14 protein-coding genes and 1 pseudogene are annotated in these 17,093 nt (G+C 39.2%); all 15 read left to right on the forward strand.

The features are described 5' to 3' along the window. The first annotated feature begins 3 nt into the window (after window positions 1–3). Complete coding sequence (locus tag AB3I42_RS07090) at window positions 4–1,287, forward strand: solute carrier family 23 protein (RefSeq protein ID WP_181914516.1); 1,284 nt, start codon at window positions 4–6, stop codon at window positions 1,285–1,287. Window positions 1,288–1,299: 12 nt separating this feature from the next. Further along, entirely contained in the window at window positions 1,300–2,226 is a 927-nt protein-coding gene (locus AB3I42_RS07095; protein WP_010719215.1) for an aspartate carbamoyltransferase catalytic subunit, read from the forward strand. An 18-nt stretch (window positions 2,227–2,244) separates the two neighbouring features. Continuing rightward, the gene (locus AB3I42_RS07100) at window positions 2,245–3,525 is read left to right on the forward strand and encodes a dihydroorotase (protein ID WP_010737536.1); all 1,281 of its coding nucleotides are present in this window, start codon (window positions 2,245–2,247) and stop codon (window positions 3,523–3,525) included. A gap of 5 nt (window positions 3,526–3,530) precedes the next feature. Next, a complete protein-coding gene (locus tag AB3I42_RS07105; protein ID WP_010737537.1) occupies window positions 3,531–4,607 on the forward strand; it encodes a carbamoyl phosphate synthase small subunit in 1,077 nt (358 codons plus the stop codon). A gap of 2 nt (window positions 4,608–4,609) precedes the next feature. Beyond that, entirely contained in the window at window positions 4,610–7,795 is a 3,186-nt protein-coding gene (carB, locus tag AB3I42_RS07110; RefSeq protein WP_181914515.1) for a carbamoyl-phosphate synthase large subunit, read from the forward strand. Between the two features lie 178 nt (window positions 7,796–7,973). Continuing rightward, the gene (locus AB3I42_RS07115; protein ID WP_131773144.1) at window positions 7,974–8,750 is read left to right on the forward strand and encodes a dihydroorotate dehydrogenase electron transfer subunit; all 777 of its coding nucleotides are present in this window, start codon (window positions 7,974–7,976) and stop codon (window positions 8,748–8,750) included. Beyond that, entirely contained in the window at window positions 8,747–9,676 is a 930-nt protein-coding gene (locus tag AB3I42_RS07120) for a dihydroorotate dehydrogenase (RefSeq protein ID WP_368022402.1), read from the forward strand. The genes AB3I42_RS07115 and AB3I42_RS07120 overlap by 4 nt, the downstream gene beginning before the upstream one ends. Continuing rightward, window positions 9,673–10,389: an orotidine-5'-phosphate decarboxylase gene (pyrF, locus tag AB3I42_RS07125; RefSeq protein WP_010719209.1), complete on the forward strand. Its 717-nt coding sequence runs from the start codon at window positions 9,673–9,675 to the stop codon at window positions 10,387–10,389. Before AB3I42_RS07120 ends, pyrF begins: the two co-directional genes overlap by 4 nt. Beyond that, complete coding sequence (pyrE, locus tag AB3I42_RS07130; protein ID WP_164907395.1) at window positions 10,371–11,021, forward strand: orotate phosphoribosyltransferase; 651 nt, start codon at window positions 10,371–10,373, stop codon at window positions 11,019–11,021. Before pyrF ends, pyrE begins: the two co-directional genes overlap by 19 nt. 525 nt (window positions 11,022–11,546) lie before the next feature. After that, entirely contained in the window at window positions 11,547–12,188 is a 642-nt protein-coding gene (locus AB3I42_RS07135; protein WP_010719207.1) for a YfbR-like 5'-deoxynucleotidase, read from the forward strand. A 31-nt stretch (window positions 12,189–12,219) separates the two neighbouring features. Beyond that, complete coding sequence (locus tag AB3I42_RS07140) at window positions 12,220–12,924, forward strand: carbonic anhydrase family protein (protein WP_010737542.1); 705 nt, start codon at window positions 12,220–12,222, stop codon at window positions 12,922–12,924. Then, the gene (locus AB3I42_RS07145) at window positions 12,921–13,829 is read left to right on the forward strand and encodes a LysR family transcriptional regulator (RefSeq protein WP_010737543.1); all 909 of its coding nucleotides are present in this window, start codon (window positions 12,921–12,923) and stop codon (window positions 13,827–13,829) included. The genes AB3I42_RS07140 and AB3I42_RS07145 overlap by 4 nt, the downstream gene beginning before the upstream one ends. Window positions 13,830–14,551: 722 nt before the next feature. Beyond that, entirely contained in the window at window positions 14,552–14,725 is a 174-nt protein-coding gene (locus AB3I42_RS07150) for a hypothetical protein (protein WP_010737544.1), read from the forward strand. A gap of 243 nt (window positions 14,726–14,968) precedes the next feature. Then, window positions 14,969–16,174, forward strand: coding sequence for a hypothetical protein (locus AB3I42_RS07155; RefSeq protein ID WP_131773143.1), 1,206 nt, complete (start codon window positions 14,969–14,971; stop codon window positions 16,172–16,174). A 146-nt stretch (window positions 16,175–16,320) separates the two neighbouring features. Further along, window positions 16,321–16,880, forward strand: a pseudogene (locus tag AB3I42_RS07160) (transposase); the annotation flags it as partial. Window positions 16,881–17,093: the final 213 nt, after the last annotated feature.

A 17,093-nucleotide genomic window follows, 5' to 3' on the forward strand; every position in this document is an offset into this window, starting at 1 on the left:
GATATGTCAGAACAGAAAAAATTCCATAATCACGATGCGGTTTTAGATATCCACGATCGCCCAAAAACAGGACATTGGATCGGCTTAAGTTTACAACATCTCTTTACGATGTTTGGTGCTACTGTACTTGTGCCGATTTTAGTGGGGATCGATCCAGGGATTGCCTTAGTCAGCTCAGGATTAGGAACATTAGTTTATCTTTTTACTACTAAAGGAAAGATTCCAGCCTACTTGGGTAGTAGCTTTGCCTTTATCGCAGCTATGCAAATGCTGATGAAGACTGACGGTTACCCAGCGATCGCCCAAGGAGCCGTAACGACTGGTCTGGTTTACTTGATCGTCGCATGGATCATCAAAAAGATCGGTTCAGCATGGTTGGACAAAATTTTACCACCGATTGTCGTTGGTCCCGTGATCATGGTAATCGGCTTAGGGTTAGCAGCGAATGCTGCAACGAACGCAATGTATAACCAAGGCAACTATGATTTTAAATATATTGCCGTGGCATTGATCACTTTAGCATTGACGATTTTCTTCAACATGTGGCTAAAAGGATTTTTAGGACTTATTCCAATTTTGTTAGGGATCATTTGCGGCTACCTCGTTGCTTTACTCTTCGGAATCGTCGATACAAAGCCGATCGCTGATGCTGCTTGGTTCGCTTTACCAAACTTCGAGATTCCATTTGTTCAATATGAACCGAAGCTTTACTTAGGAGCAATAACGACGATGGCACCTATCGCTTTCGTTACGATGACGGAACACATTGGACATTTGATGGTCTTGAATAAATTAACCAAACGTAATTTCTTTGAAGAGCCAGGTTTACACAAAACATTGATGGGAGATGGCTTAGCGCAGATCGTTGCAGCTTTCGTCGGTGGTCCTCCAGTTACAAGTTATGGGGAAAATATCGGTGTGTTAGCAATCACTCGTGTACACAGCGTATTCGTCATCGGTGGTGCAGCAGTCTTCGCTGTGATTTTAGGATTTGTGGGCAAATTAAGCGCTTTGATCTTAAGTATCCCCGGACCCGTAATTTCCGGAATCAGCTTTATCTTGTTCGGAGTGATCGCAGCGAGTGGAATGAAGATTTTGATCGAAAATAAAATCGATTTTGATAAAAAGAAAAATCTGTTGATTGCTTCAGTGATCTTAGTGGTCGGAATCGGCGGCTTGGTTTTTGAAGTAGGCACCTTCACGTTATCAGCAATGGCTTTAGCAACTGTACTTGGTATCATTCTGAATCTTATCTTACCCGAAACTTCACGTAGCGAAGAAATATAAGGAGGAACTATCATGATCATCAAATCAGAACGCATTAGTTTAAAACATTTATTGACAGTGGAAGCTTTAACGGATCAAGAAGTCATGGGCTTGATCCGACGAGGTCAAGAGTTTAAACAAGGAGCAAACTGGACACCACAAAAACCGCAATACTTTGCGACGAATCTGTTTTTTGAAAATAGTACTCGTACGCATAAGAGCTTCGATGTAGCCGAAAAGAAACTAGGCTTAGAAGTGATTGAATTTGAAGCGAGTACGAGTTCTGTACAAAAAGGGGAAACCCTTTATGATACGGTCTTGACGATGTCTGCGCTCGGTGTGGATGTTGCAGTAATCCGCCATGGAGATGAAAATTACTATGATGAATTGATCCAAAGTAAAACGATCCAATGCTCGATTATCAATGGTGGTGACGGAAGTGGCCAACATCCAACACAATGCTTACTTGATTTGATGACGATCTACGAAGAATTTGGTTACTTTGAGGGATTGAAAGTAGCGATCGTCGGGGATATCACACACTCACGAGTAGCAAAATCAAACATGCAAATGCTGAAACGATTAGGAGCACAAGTTTTCTTTTCAGGTCCACGTGAATGGTACGATGAAGAATTTGAAGTCTATGGGCACTACCTGCCATTAGATGAATTATTAGAACAAGTGGATGTCATGATGATGCTTCGAGTACAACATGAACGGCATGATGGGAAAGAAAGTTTTTCGAAAGAAGCCTATCACCAAGAGTATGGATTAACAGTCGAACGTGCGAAGAAATTACAAAAGCATGCGATCATCATGCACCCAGCGCCAGTCAATCGTGATGTCGAATTAGCTGATTCCCTTGTGGAAGGACTACAATCACGAATCGTACAGCAAATGAGCAATGGCGTCTTTGTTAGAATGGCGATCTTAGAAGCAGTACTAAACGGAAAAGCGTAAAGCTAGGAGGAAGAAAAGATGAGAACACTCATTAAAAACGGTCAAATCAATACACGAAAGAATGAAACAACACCTGCAGAAATTTGGATCGAAAACGGAAAAATCAAAGCAATCGGCGAAGGATTTTCCGAGGCTGAATTTGATGAAGTGTTTGATGCCAAAGGACAACTGATCACACCTGGTTTAGTGGACGTCCATGTCCATTTACGAGAGCCAGGATTTACATACAAGGAGACGATTGCAGCTGGTACTAAAGCAGCAGCAAGAGGCGGCTTTACAACTGTTTGTGCCATGCCTAATCTGAACCCTGTACCTGATACCCCGGAAAAATTAGAACAGGTCTATGACTTGATCAAACGAGATGCAGTGGTCAAAGTCTTGCAATATGCACCGATCACTGAAAATCTTCGAAGTGAAGTCTTAGTGGATCAAGAAGCGATGATTAAAGCAGGTGCATTTGCATTTACGAATGATGGCGTGGGTGTTCAGACCGCAGGAACGATGTATCAAGCCATGAAAGAAGCAGCAAAGAATAACAAAGCACTGGTAGCACATACGGAAGATGAATCATTACTATTCGGTGGAGTGATGCATGCTGGTGATAAAGCAAAAGAACTAGGTTTGCCAGGTATTTTAAGTGTAACTGAATCCTCACAAATCGCACGGGATCTCCTTTTAGCTGAAGCAACAGGTGTGCACTATCACGTCTGTCACGTTTCTACCAAGGAAAGCGTGCGGGTCATTCGTGATGCCAAAAAAGCGGGTATCCAAGTTACAGCAGAGGTTTCTCCCCATCATTTGATCTTGATTGATGAAGATATCCCCGAAGACTTCGGCTTTTGGAAAATGAACCCACCATTAAGAGGAAAGGAAGATCGAGAAGCGTTAATTGAAGGACTTCTTGATGGAACGATTGATTGTATTGCGACTGACCACGCGCCACACGGATTAGAAGAAAAAAGCAAAAGTTTCTTAGAATCACCATTTGGGATCGTAGGAAGTGAGACAGCTTTCCAACTGATTTATACGCACTTTGTTGAAACCAATCGTTTCACACTCGAACAAGTGATCAACTGGATGGCTACCAAACCAGCGGAAATCTTCCAGTTAGAGGCTGGGACATTGACAGTTGGGGCACCAGCTGACGTAGCTATTTTCGATATTGAACACTCAAGTACAATCGATAAGAAAGATTTCTTATCGAAAGGCGAAAACACACCTTTTGTTGGATGGAACGTCAAGGGCGAAACATTAGGAACATTCGTTGATGGAAAATTGGCGTGGCACAAAGGGGAGTGAAGCAAATGGAACGATTATTGATTTTAGAAGACGGAACAGTTTTTAAAGGAAAAGCATTCGGAGCGAATAATAATGTGTTTGGCGAGATCGTGTTTACTACTAGCATGACAGGCTATCAAGAAACGATCACAGACCAAAGTTTCAATGGGCAAATCATTACCTTTACGTATCCGATGGTGGGAAATTACGGTGTCAACCGTGATGATTATGAATCCATCGCACCAACTTGCAAGGGCGTAGTCGTCAAAGAACATGCGAGAGTGGCTTCTAATTGGCGGAGTCAAATGACATTGGACGAGTTTTTGAAACGAAAAGGTATCCCTGGAATTTCAGGGATCGATACTCGTGCCTTGACACGAAAAATCCGTCAAGTTGGAACGATGAAAGCGAGTATCGTGGATGCTGGTGATTCCTTTGAACATGCTTTTGATCAATTGAAAGCGACCGTTTTAGCTACAAACCAAGTGCAACAAGTCTCAACGAGTAAACCATATCCAAGTCCTGGAACTGGAAAAAATGTGGCTGTCATTGATTTTGGTTTGAAACATAGTATTTTGCGTGAACTAAGTAAAAGAAACTGCAATTTAACCGTATTACCTTATAATACGGATGCAAAAACAATTCTCTCCCTAGCACCGGATGGCGTCATGCTGACGAATGGACCAGGAGATCCAAAAGACGTACCAGAAGCTATTGAAATGATTCGAGAAATCCAAGGGAAAATACCAATTTTCGGGATCTGTTTAGGGCATCAATTGTTTGCCTTAGCTAATGGTGCGGATACCTATAAAATGAAATTTGGTCATCGTGGCTTGAATCATCCTGTCCGAGAAATCGCGACTGGAAGGATCGATTTTACTTCTCAAAATCACGGCTATGCTGTGGATGAAAAAACAGTTGATCCAGATCAGTTGCTGATCACCCATGTAGAAGTAAATGATGGGACTGTGGAAGGAATTAGACATCGCCATTATCCAGCGTTTAGCGTCCAATTCCATCCTGATGCAGCTCCCGGTCCACATGATGCGCTTCATTTATTTGATGAATTTATGGAAATGATGGATGCAGGAGAGGAGAAATAAACATGCCAAAACGTACAGATATCAAAAAAATTATGGTGATTGGATCAGGTCCGATCATCATTGGTCAAGCGGCGGAATTTGACTATGCCGGAACCCAAGCTTGCCTTGCTTTGAAAGAAGAAGGATATGAGGTCGTTTTAGTAAATTCTAATCCCGCAACGATCATGACTGATCAAGAAATTGCCGATCAAGTGTATATCGAACCGATCACACTAGAATTTGTTTCAAGGATCTTGCGAAAAGAACGTCCTGATGCTTTGTTACCGACTTTAGGCGGACAAACGGGCTTGAACATGGCAATGGAACTAGCAGAATCTGGTATTTTAGATGAACTAGGCATTGAGCTGTTAGGAACAAAATTATCTGCTATCGATCAAGCAGAGGATCGTGATTTATTTAAAAAGTTGATGGAAGAACTGAATCAACCAATCCCCGAATCTGAAATCGTCACAACTGTTGAAGAAGCAGTCGAATTTGCTAATAAAATTGGCTATCCAATCATCGTTCGTCCCGCTTTCACGTTAGGTGGAACGGGTGGTGGAATGTGTAAAAATGAAGAAGAACTTCGAGTGATCGCAGAAAATGGTCTGAGCCTTTCTCCAGTGACCCAATGTTTGATCGAACGCAGTATTGCTGGATTCAAAGAAATTGAATACGAAGTTATGCGTGACTCGGCTGATAATGCCATTGTTGTTTGTAACATGGAAAATTTTGACCCAGTGGGTATCCACACAGGCGATTCGATCGTCTTCGCCCCAAGTCAGACCCTTTCAGATCATGAATACCAGCTGTTGCGTGATGCATCATTAGCGATTATTCGTGCATTGAAAATCGAAGGCGGCTGCAATGTCCAACTTGCACTTGATCCACATAGCTTCAATTATTATGTGATCGAAGTTAACCCACGTGTTTCACGCTCTTCTGCTTTAGCAAGTAAAGCAACTGGTTACCCGATTGCAAAATTGGCGGCTAAGATCGCTTTAGGTTTAACACTTGATGAAATGAAGAATCCGGTAACTGGAACGACTTATGCAGAATTTGAACCAGCTTTGGACTACGTCGTTGCTAAGATTCCTCGTTGGCCATTCGATAAATTTGAGAATGGGGAACGAGTTTTAGGAACTCAAATGAAAGCAACTGGCGAAGTGATGGCGATTGGTCGTAACATTGAAGAATCCCTATTAAAAGCTGTCCGCTCTTTAGAGATCGGGACACACCATTTGGAACTACCAGAACTAAACATGATCGATGATAGTGAATTGATCGAAAAAGTCGTCCGTGCCCAAGATGATCGCTTATTCTATGTCGCAGAGGCGATTCGCCGCGGCTATCCAATTGAAGAATTGGCAGAGTTGACAAAGATCGATTTGTTCTTTTTAGACAAGTTGCTCCATATCGTTGAACTAGAAACTGAACTGTTGGAACACCCGCAGGATGAAAACGTCTTACGTACTGTGAAACAAAACGGGTTTACAGATCAAAAGATTGCTGAACTGTGGAAAACTGAAGCGAAACAAATCAGAGAGCTACGTGAAAAATCCGACATCAAACCCGTATACAAAATGGTCGATACGTGCGCGGCTGAATTTGCTTCACAGACGCCTTATTTTTACAGCTCATACGAAGTTGAAAATGAAAGTGAACGATCCGCAAAAGATTCTGTTCTTGTCTTAGGCTCTGGACCCATTCGGATCGGTCAAGGGGTCGAGTTTGATTATGCGACAGTCCATTCAGTAAAAGCGATCCAACAAGCAGGTTATGAAGCGATTATCATGAATAGCAATCCTGAAACAGTTTCAACCGATTTCTCGATCTCTGATAAACTGTACTTTGAACCACTGACTTTTGAAGATGTGATGAATGTCATTGAACTTGAACAACCGATTGGGGTAATCGTCCAGTTTGGTGGTCAGACAGCTATCAATTTAGCGGAGCCGTTAGTTCAAGCGGGCGTCAAAATTTTAGGTACTACAATTGAAGATCTAGATCGAGCTGAAAACCGTGATTTATTTGAACAAGCCTTAAGAAGCCTGGAAGTACCTCAGCCACTAGGTGATACTGCAACTAGTAAAGAAGAAGCAGTAGGGATCGCTTCAAAAATCGGTTATCCGGTTCTTGTCAGACCAAGTTATGTCTTGGGCGGTCGAGCAATGGAAATCGTTGAAAATCAACAAGATTTGGAAGATTATATGGAACATGCAGTGAAAGCTTCCCCAGAACATCCTGTTTTGATTGACCGTTATTTGCTTGGAAGTGAATGTGAAGTAGATGCCATTTGTGATGGGGAAACAGTTCTAATCCCTGGAATCATGGAACACATTGAACGTGCAGGGGTCCATTCGGGGGATTCCATGGCTGTTTATCCGCCACAAGCACTCTCAGCAGAGATCAAACAAACCATTGAAGACTATACGATTCGCTTAGCTCGTGGATTAAACTGCATCGGTATGATGAATATCCAATTCGTGATCCACGACAATCAAGTTTACGTGATCGAAGTCAATCCTCGTGCAAGTCGAACGGTTCCGTTTTTAAGTAAAGTTACAGGAATACCGATGGCTCAAATCGCCACAAAAGCGATCTTAGGTGAAAAGTTAAGTGACTTAGGCTTTACGAATGGCTTATATCCAGAATCCAACGCTGTTCATGTGAAAGCTCCTGTGTTCTCGTTTACTAAATTGCAACAAGTGGATACCTATTTAGGCCCTGAAATGAAATCTACTGGAGAAGTCATGGGCTCTGATCAAAACTTAGATAAAGCATTATACAAAGCGTTTGAAGCATCAGGTCTACGCCTACCAGATTATGGTGCCGTCTTGTTCACGATCGCTGATGAAACTAAAGAAGAAGCGTTAGCACTAGCTAAACGTTTTTCAGAAATTGGTTACAGCCTATTAGCTACCAAGCATACGGCAACTTATTTTGAAAAAAATGGGCTGATCGTCACGCCTGTTGCTAAAATCTCTGAAAAAGCAACGGAGAAAAATGTTGTTGAGTTGATTCGAGAAGGAAAAGCACAGGTCGTTGTTAATACCATCGATAAAGATCGAGGAAATGCCTCGAAAGACGGATTTATCATTCGCCGAGAAGCAGTTGAACATGGTATTCCTTTATTTACTTCATTAGATACAGCGGATGCGATCATTCGGGTAATGGAGTCTCGAGCTTTTTCAACACAAGCGATTTGATCAGCATGTTCTAAAGTGACAGTTCCTATAACGATTAAGTAATAGTTAAAATAGCTTGTAGGCACCTAAACAAAGATAAAAGTGATCGTTTACGTTCGCCTTGTTACTGACATTGGCTGAAAGGATCACTTTTGTCGAGATGTTTGGCAATGAAAAAATCCCAAAGAGGAGAGCAGATATGAAGCAAGAAGTCATGACAATCATTCAACAAACACAACTAGCACCACGTATTTATGAATTGACTTTAAAAGGAGAATTGGTCAAAGAAATGTTAATACCTGGGCAGTTTTTGAATATTCGAGTACCTAGAGCAGATTTGCTTTTACGCCGCCCCATCAGTATCCATTCGATTGATCAACAAAACCACACTTGCCAGATCATCTATCGAATCGAAGGTGAAGGAACGAAAGAATTTTCTACGTTGAAAGCTGACGATTCTTTAGACGTTTTAGGTCCATTAGGCAATGGCTTTGATCTATCTGGGTTGTCCGCAGGAGATGAAGTGTTCATCGTAGGGGGAGGAATTGGTATCCCACCTTTATATGAATTAGCCAAACAACTGAATATGCGGGACGTAAAAGTCACCAATTTTTTAGGATTTGCATCAAAAGAAGTCATGTACCATGAAGCAAAGTTTCATGAATTAGGTGAAATCAGAGTAGCGACGGATGATGGTACTTATGGGATCCATGGAAACGTCGGGAATCTGCTAATGAGTACTCATAAGCAACCAAAAGCTGTCTTTGCTTGTGGTGCAAATGGTCTCTTAAAAACAGTCGAACAACTTTTTGTGGATCACCCAAATGTCCAATTGTCCTTAGAATCACGAATGGCTTGCGGTATCGGTGCTTGTTATGCGTGCGTTTGTCATCGACCGGATGATGAAACTGGAACAAAAAGTGTCAAGGTGTGTGACGAAGGGCCAATTTTTAAAGTAGGAGAGGTTGTCTTATGAGTAATCCCTTAGCAGTTAAGCTCCCAGGTTTGGAATTGAAAAATCCGATCATGCCAGCCAGTGGATGCTTTGGATTTGGAAAAGAATATGGGAAATATTACGATTTGAATCAATTGGGGTCGATTATGGTCAAGGCGACAACGCCACATGCAAGGTTTGGTAATCCCACCCCACGTGTGGCGGAAACACCCTCCGGTATGTTGAATGCGATCGGATTGCAAAATCCCGGTCTGGAAGTTGTCATGAATGAACTGTTACCAGAATTAGCTGTCTATCCAGATTTACCTATCATTGCGAATGTCGCTGGTGCCTGTGAAGAAGACTATGTCGAGGTTTGTTGTAAAATTGGTGAAGCGCCGAATGTCAAAGCGATCGAGTTGAATATTTCTTGCCCGAATGTCAAACATGGCGGCATTGCCTTTGGGACAGACCCAGACGTTGCCTTTCAATTGACGAAAGCTGTCAAAAAGGTTGCAAGTGTACCAGTTTATGTGAAACTTTCCCCTAATGTGACGGATATCGTGCCCATCGCACAAGCAATCGAAAGCGGTGGGGCAGATGGCTTTACGATGATCAATACGCTTCTTGGAATGCGGATCGATCTGAAAACACGTCAACCTATTTTAGCTAATCAGACAGGCGGTCTTTCTGGTCCTGCGATCAAACCAGTGGCAATTCGTTTGATCCATCAAGTTGCTGCTGTTTCCGAGTTACCGATCATTGGTATGGGCGGGGTCCAAACCGTTGACGATGTCTTAGAGATGTTCATGGCAGGAGCCAGTGCCGTGGCAGTAGGAACAGCTAATTTTACGGATCCGTACATTTGTCCGAAACTGATTGAAGAACTACCCGTACGAATGGCAGAATTAGGGATCGAATCCCTCCAACAACTAATCAAAGAAGTAAGAGAGGAACGAATGAAATGAACCAACGACCAATTATTGCTTTAGACTTTTCGACGTGGCAAGAAGTGGAACAATTTATGCAACTATTCCCTGAAGAGGAAAAATTATTTGTAAAAATCGGAATGGAATTATTTTATCAGGAAGGACCGATTATTGTTCGTTGGTTGAAAGATGCTGGACATGAAGTATTTTTAGACTTGAAACTTCATGATATCCCTAACACGGTGGAAAAAGCCATGCGTGGGTTAGCAAAACTAGGCGTGGATATCACTTGTGTCCATGCAGCTGGCGGAATCAAAATGATGCAAGCGGCACTACGTGGGCTAGAAGAAGGAACGCCTGCTGGCAAAAAACGCCCATTGTTGTTAGCAATCACTCAGCTTACTTCAACGAGTGAAGCGGATATGCATCATGATCAATTGATCCAAGTTCCCTTAGAAGAAAGTGTGATCCATTATGCGAAATGTGCCGAAGCTGCCGGACTAGATGGCGTTGTTTCTTCTGCCTTAGAAGTGAGTGGCATCAAAGCAGCTACCCGCCAAGATTTCATTTGCCTTTCTCCGGGTATCAGACCAGAAGGAAGCGTCGCAGGTGATCAAACGAGGATCGTCACGCCTGCCCAAGCTCGAGGAATTGGTTCAACGTTTATCGTGGTTGGACGACCAATCACTCAAGCGAAAGATCCCTACCAAGCCTATCAAACAATCAAAGAAGAATGGAGTCGATCAATTTGAATACGATTGAAAAGAACATTGCCAAAGATTTGTTAGCTATTGAAGCGGTTTTCTTAAGCCCAAATGAACCATTCACGTGGGCAAGTGGACTAAAAAGCCCGATTTATTGTGACAACCGCATCACGATGAGTTATCCAAAAGTCAGAAAAGCAATTGCTCAAGGGTTAGCAGAAAAAATCAAGCAAGCATTCCCTGACGTGGAAGTCATTGCTGGTACAGCAACAGCAGGAATCCCTCACGCTGCATGGGTGGCAGAAATCTTGGACTTGCCTATGGTTTATATCCGTAGTAAAGCGAAAGATCACGGTAAAGGCAATCAAATCGAAGGACGGATTTTTGAAGGTCAAAAAATGGTTGTGATCGAAGATTTGATCTCGACAGGCCAAAGCGTTTTAGAAGCAACGGAAGCAGCCAAAAGAGAAGGCGCAAATGTATTAGGCGTAGCAGCCATCTTTACGTATGAACTACCATCAGGTGAAGAAAATTTTGCCAAAGCAGAGTTACCACTATTTACTCTCACGAATTATTCTGTCTTGATTGAAACGGCATTAGCCGAAAAATATATTGATGAAGCGGAATTAGCCTTGTTAAAAGAATGGAAAAAGAATCCAGCGGACTGGTTAAAACAGTAACGAAGGAAATGAAGATGGAACAAAAACAAAAGACTCAAAAAAGGGCTTTCGTTGAACAAAATCCATGGTATACTAGGATCAAACAAAACAACTGAATGAAACAAAGGAAGCATTCAAGGCGAAAGTTTTGCTATGGACGAGTAGCGCGATTACGAAATTTCGTAAGAAAAAAATTCCTGCGAGGTTTTAGAGCTATGTTGTTTTGAATGCTTCCAAAACTTATGTAGTGACTGAAAAGACAGCTTCTAAGTTTTAGAGCTATGTTGTTTTGAATGTTTCTGAACTAATAGTTGCTGTACTTCGCTTGTCGTTTTTAAGGCGAGGAGCTTACACAGAGTTGGTTTTGAATCTTATGATTATTTTGATGGAAACTAGAGTTGTTTTTCTGGTTTCTATTTTTTTATAGCAAGAATGGCATGATTCTCATCAAAAAAATTAATTTTTCGTTGATTTACAAACGGGATGTTTGCGAAAGATAGTTATTTAATGATAAAATCATCGGAAAAGTAAAGGGGAGGCTATTTTATGGGATTGAATGAATTTATTTTAGGTTTGAATAATTTGGAAAAAATTACACGAGCGCCAGGGTTCTTTAAATTTACTGAACATACGGTAGCCGCTCATTCTTATCGAGTGGCTTCGATTGCTCAAGTCTTAGGTGACATTGAAGAGGTTCATGGTCAAGCGATCGATTGGAAATTACTTTATGAAAAAGCGTTAAATCACGATTACACAGAACGTTTTATCGGGGATATCAAAACACCGGTCAAGTATGCAAATAAAGAGTTACGGGGAATGTTACAAACAGTTGAAGAAAAGATGACGGATGAGTTCATCAACCAAGAGATTCCGGAAGAGTTTCAAGAAGTATACCGCCGGCGATTGTTTGAAGGAAAAGATGACACAGTGGAAGGTGAGTTATTAGCAATCTCTGATAAAGTCGATCTATTGTACGAATCATTTGAAGAGATCATCAAGAACAATCCAGAAAAAGTATATAAAGAGATGTTTATTGAAGCGGTAACTACGATCAAAGGGTTTGAGCATCGTCCTTCTGTCAAGTATTTCTTCAACGAGATTTTCCCTGAATTACTGAATCAAGAATTTTATGGAAAAGAAGACTTTTTAGCGACTGTTTCAACGATCGTTAAAAATAGTCAACAATAGAAAATTTTGCAAAGATGCAGGAGGAATAAAAGTGAAAAAGAATATGGATGTTGAATGGGGATATACGGGAGAAAGAGGACCGGAACATTGGGCTGAATTATGCGACTGGTTTGCTAAAGGTGCGGCGTTTGAATTGCAGTCGCCCATTCCATTGACCACTTGTGAGCCAGCGAAGGATCAATCAGATACCATTGCTTTTCATTATCAGAAGCAACGGTTTACAGATAAAGAATTTAAAAATACGATCCACTTGGTTCCTTATGATCAGCTTAGTTATGTCGAATTTAAAGGTCAGAAATATTATCTCACAGATATCCATTTTCATATGCCTTCTGAACATCTGATCAATGGTAATCAAGAAGATATCGAGTTCCACTTTGTTCATATGAATGCTAAAAAAGAAAACTTAGTTGTTGGTGTGATGTTTCAGCTAACGACGGATGAAGGTTGGTTGTACGATCGAGACAATGGCGATAGTTGGAATGTAGAAAAACATGAACATTGGACCAATCCATTGGTTCTTTTTCCTGAACAAAAAAGCCATTACCATTATGTCGGCTCTTTAACTACGCCACCAACGAGTGGACCAATCCAATGGTTTGTCATGGATCAAGTGCAAAAACTAAATAAAGATTTCTTGATTCCTTTTAAAGGACAGTATGCACAACCAAACAACCGTCCGCTCCAACCGTTGAAAAATCGTCCAATCAGTTATTTTGTGAGGGATCATCAGTGAACTTCCAACAATTAAAATATGTAATTGCTGTAGCGAACAATGGGAGTTTCAGAGAAGCAGCTAAAAAACTCTATGTCGCACAACCAAGTCTTTCCGCAGGAATCAAAGAATTAGAAACCGAGTTAGGGATCACGCTGTTCACTCGAACGAATCGAGGGGCGTATCTGACTGAGGAAGGACAAGAGTTTTTAAAAAGAGCGGAACGGATTCTCTTACAGTTAGAGTCTTTAGAAAACTATTATTTGACGAATGAGAAGCGTGAAAGCTTTTCAATTGCTTCGCAACATTATGATTTCTTAGGTCCTTTAACAGCAAAGTTGATCTCTTCTTTCAAAAGTGAGATCAAACAGTTTCGAATCGTTGAAACAACGACTGCTAATGTGATTGAAGAAGTGAAGGATCAGCATAGTGAGATTGGGATTCTTTATATGAATGAACACAATCAAGCAGGGATCAAGCGCTACTTAGAGCAAGGGGAGCTAGTTGCCCATTCATTAGGAGAATTTCAAACGCACATTTTTTTACGTCAGGGACATCCGCTCAGTGAGAAGAAAGAAATTTTTAAAGAAGAATTACTTCCTTATCCCCAAGTGAGATTTACACAAGATGGCAATAATTTTCCTTATTTTTATGAAGACTTGATTGAAAGTCCTGATCAAGAAACGGTTATCTATACGAGTGATCGGGGAACATTGATGAATATCGTGTTAGAAACAGATGCTTATGCTTCAGGTTCTGGGCTGGTCATTGGTGAGATCAAAGAGTATTTACGTTTGATTCCATTGGCAAATAGTCCCCAAAATGAATTGTATGTGATTTATTCTGCTAAGCGCCAATTAAGCGAAATTGCACAAAAATTCATGGAAAGTCTAACCGTTTTACTAAGTCAGATCAAAACAAATTGAAAAAGCTCTTTGTCAATAAGGGCTGATGAGTGGTGTAAAATCAAATCTGGGTCAGAATGAACCTCATTCTGTCTCAGATATTTTTTGTGTTTTGAAAGACAATGAGACAAAATAAATACCAAGTAATATTTTTTTCTTCACATTATTTAAGTCTCCTTAAAAGGTGTTAGATAACACTTTCAACAAAAAAACGCTTTCTTATTCTGATATATTATATACTTTAAGTTATGTAAAAAAATTTCATAAAATATGTGTTTTACGTCATAATCGCTAATATTTACTCCTCCGTAATTGTTTAATTAAACCAATTTTTCATGGTATCTTTTTAGATATCTATCACTAAATTATCTCTCGCTACTCCTTATAGTAATTTATCTAGTTGATTGATTTGTAAAATACGATCAACCTGTACAAATGAACAATGAATAAATTTATAAATTACCTTTATAAAATATAATAACAATTGTAAATTATTTGTATGCAAAAAATTTTGACTTTTTATATCAAAACCTTAATCTATATCCTAAAATGAATTGAATTTCGTTGCTCTTATTGACTGTGGATGTGGAAATAATTTTTTATAAATAAAGGACAATACAGAAAAAATGAACGATTATGACATGAAAACTATTTTTTATGACTTTTATATATATAATTTGATTTCTCTGTTATGATTTATCCAGAAAGCGCTTTCTGTTTTTTGGATTTCGAGGTAATAGAAAATGAAAAATAAGTTTATCTTATCTTTAGATATTTTAACTATTGGAATTAGCGTATCTGAAAGCACAATCTCTGGATATGCTTCTACAATAAATGAACCATCTACTGTGGCAGATAGTAGCCAAGGATTAACTCTTTTAGATAAAAATGTAGTAGCTAAGGTAAATATCTATTAAAAGTGAAGCGTCTCTATGTGCACTCTATCGTTGGGTACAAAAATAGGAACGTGAAGGACTAGTTGGTTTGATTAGAAAGACTCGAACAGACTTTGGGAAAATTAAAGTTTCAGACGTTAGATTTTTGGTCTAACTTTTGTTGATCGGTGCATTATGGCTTTTGAAACAGAATTTTTTCTGTATAAGTTTTTATTTTCCATAGGATAAGTGAAAATCATTAAATGAAAAGGAGATTGATGGCATATGAGATTAGACAAAATGATAGTTACTTTTCTTAATGCTTTAAGCATAGCAAGTGGAATAGGCGGAGCAAGGGCACTGCCTAGTTTAGACAACCAAAATCAAGGGAGGGGATTAGGAAAAGTACTAGATTTAGAAAACAGGAATGAAACCACCCGTTTATCTGATAAAACTTATTCACACAAAAAACTACACTCAAAACACAGAAATAAGGGGAACTTAAAACATTTAGATGAAATACAAGATGATGTTTCAAGACAACCATATTCTGCTAAAAAATTTTTACATAAAAAAATAAAGAATCTTATTAAGCAAGAAGAGACAGATTTTAAAAAATTAAAAGAGGGAATTTCTACTGAAAGTTCTATAGAAGTTAATCAATTACAAACGAATCTCCAGCGGGTTCAAAATTTTTGCTCGAAATTCCGTAAACTAAGAAATGATATAGTAATTGAATATGGTAAAATGACACAGCAAAAGGTAAATTTAAGAAAGCATAAAATAAAGAACAAAAAAATGCTTAAAGAATGCTATAAAGAAATAAAAGTTTTAAGTACAAATAAAAAGCATATCGACTATCTTATATCCAATTGTAAAGACATGGTAAATCAATTACAAGAGTCTATAGAATCAAAGAAAACCCATTCTGTGAGCACAAGTAAATCAACTATGACAACATCACACACAGAGCAACCTACGACAACATCACGCACAAAGCAACCTACTATTTCTCTACAAGAAACAGAACGTATTCTAATAAGAAGTAAAAAACTTATATCCCAGTTCAACGAGAAAACTCAAGAAATCAATGCTTTCCGTAGGCAAGAAAAAGAGTTACTTTTACTATTACAGAATCAGTATAGGACTCAATTTGAAAATCCTCGTAATATTAGTGACGTAAAAGCAGACCTTAATGAGATAAATCGTAACATAATTCCAAAATTAGAGTCGGAAAAATTTCATATTCAAGCTGAAATAATTAAGGAGGTAAATCATATAAATTCGCTTGAAGGCAAAGGGAAAATAAGTCCTTTTGAAGCAAAAAAGTTTCTTAATGAGTATAATAAACTCAATATTAACTTTGCTAAAGAAAGAAATAAAAGAGACATATCATTGAAACAGAACCTTTCAAAAAAACTAGAAAGTATAGTTATAAATAATTCAGAGAAATCTATTGCACAAAATACAACTATATCTATGACAAGATAGTTTACAAAAAGTGTGTAAACCTTGGCTCTTTGTCAATAAGGACTGATGAGTGGTGTAAAATCAAATCTGGGTCAGAATGAACCTCATTCTGTCTCAGATTTTTTTGTTATTTCATGTTGATTAATTGATTAATCAAAAAGATCCTAAGTTATCACAAAGAAAACAAAAAGAAATACAAGGAGAATCCATTTAACGTGGAAAACTGGCACTACCTTGAAGAACAAGATGAATACATTTGCCCAGCTAATCGTCCGATACCGTTCAAAAATGATAGTCGAAATATAAAGGTGGCTTTATTCAAGATTTCAAAATCTATGAATGTGAGGATTGTCGGAACTGTCCAGTCCGTCGTTAATGTACGCGTGCGAAAAGTGAACAAAAGCGAAAAATTCAAGTAAATAATAATTGGCGCTATTTCAAAGCAGAATGCAGAAAAAAGCTTTTAGAGGAGAAAATCGAGGTCGAACCAGTGTTCGGGCATCTAAAGACTCACTTGGCGTTCCATCGTTTCCATTTGCGTGGGAAACAAGGAGCAACGATTGATATTGGTTTGGCACTGATGGCATTAAATTTAAGAAAATTAGGAAAATATATGGAGAGGAAAGTGTACATAATAGAAAAAATAAGTTCGATTTTGACACTAGCCATCAAAGTCGAACTTATTTTCTTTTTGAGAAAGAACTATTGTCCCACTCTCAAATTATAGAGCCATTGAAAAATTGGTTGAACGATCGACAACAGCGATCGTTTGACCGCTTTTTCTTTTCCTCCTATTTTTCGTTTTTATGAAAAAGAAACTGAATTTGTTGAAAAAAGAAATAACAACGTTGTTAGCCTATGGTGATTAATGGCAATAGATAGAATACATGCTTGTTACAGTGAGGGTTCATAAAAGATACAGATAAATCGGTTTATAAAA

Source organism: Enterococcus sp. C53 (assembly GCF_040887425.1).
GTDB lineage: Bacteria > Bacillota > Bacilli > Lactobacillales > Enterococcaceae > Enterococcus_B > Enterococcus_B hirae.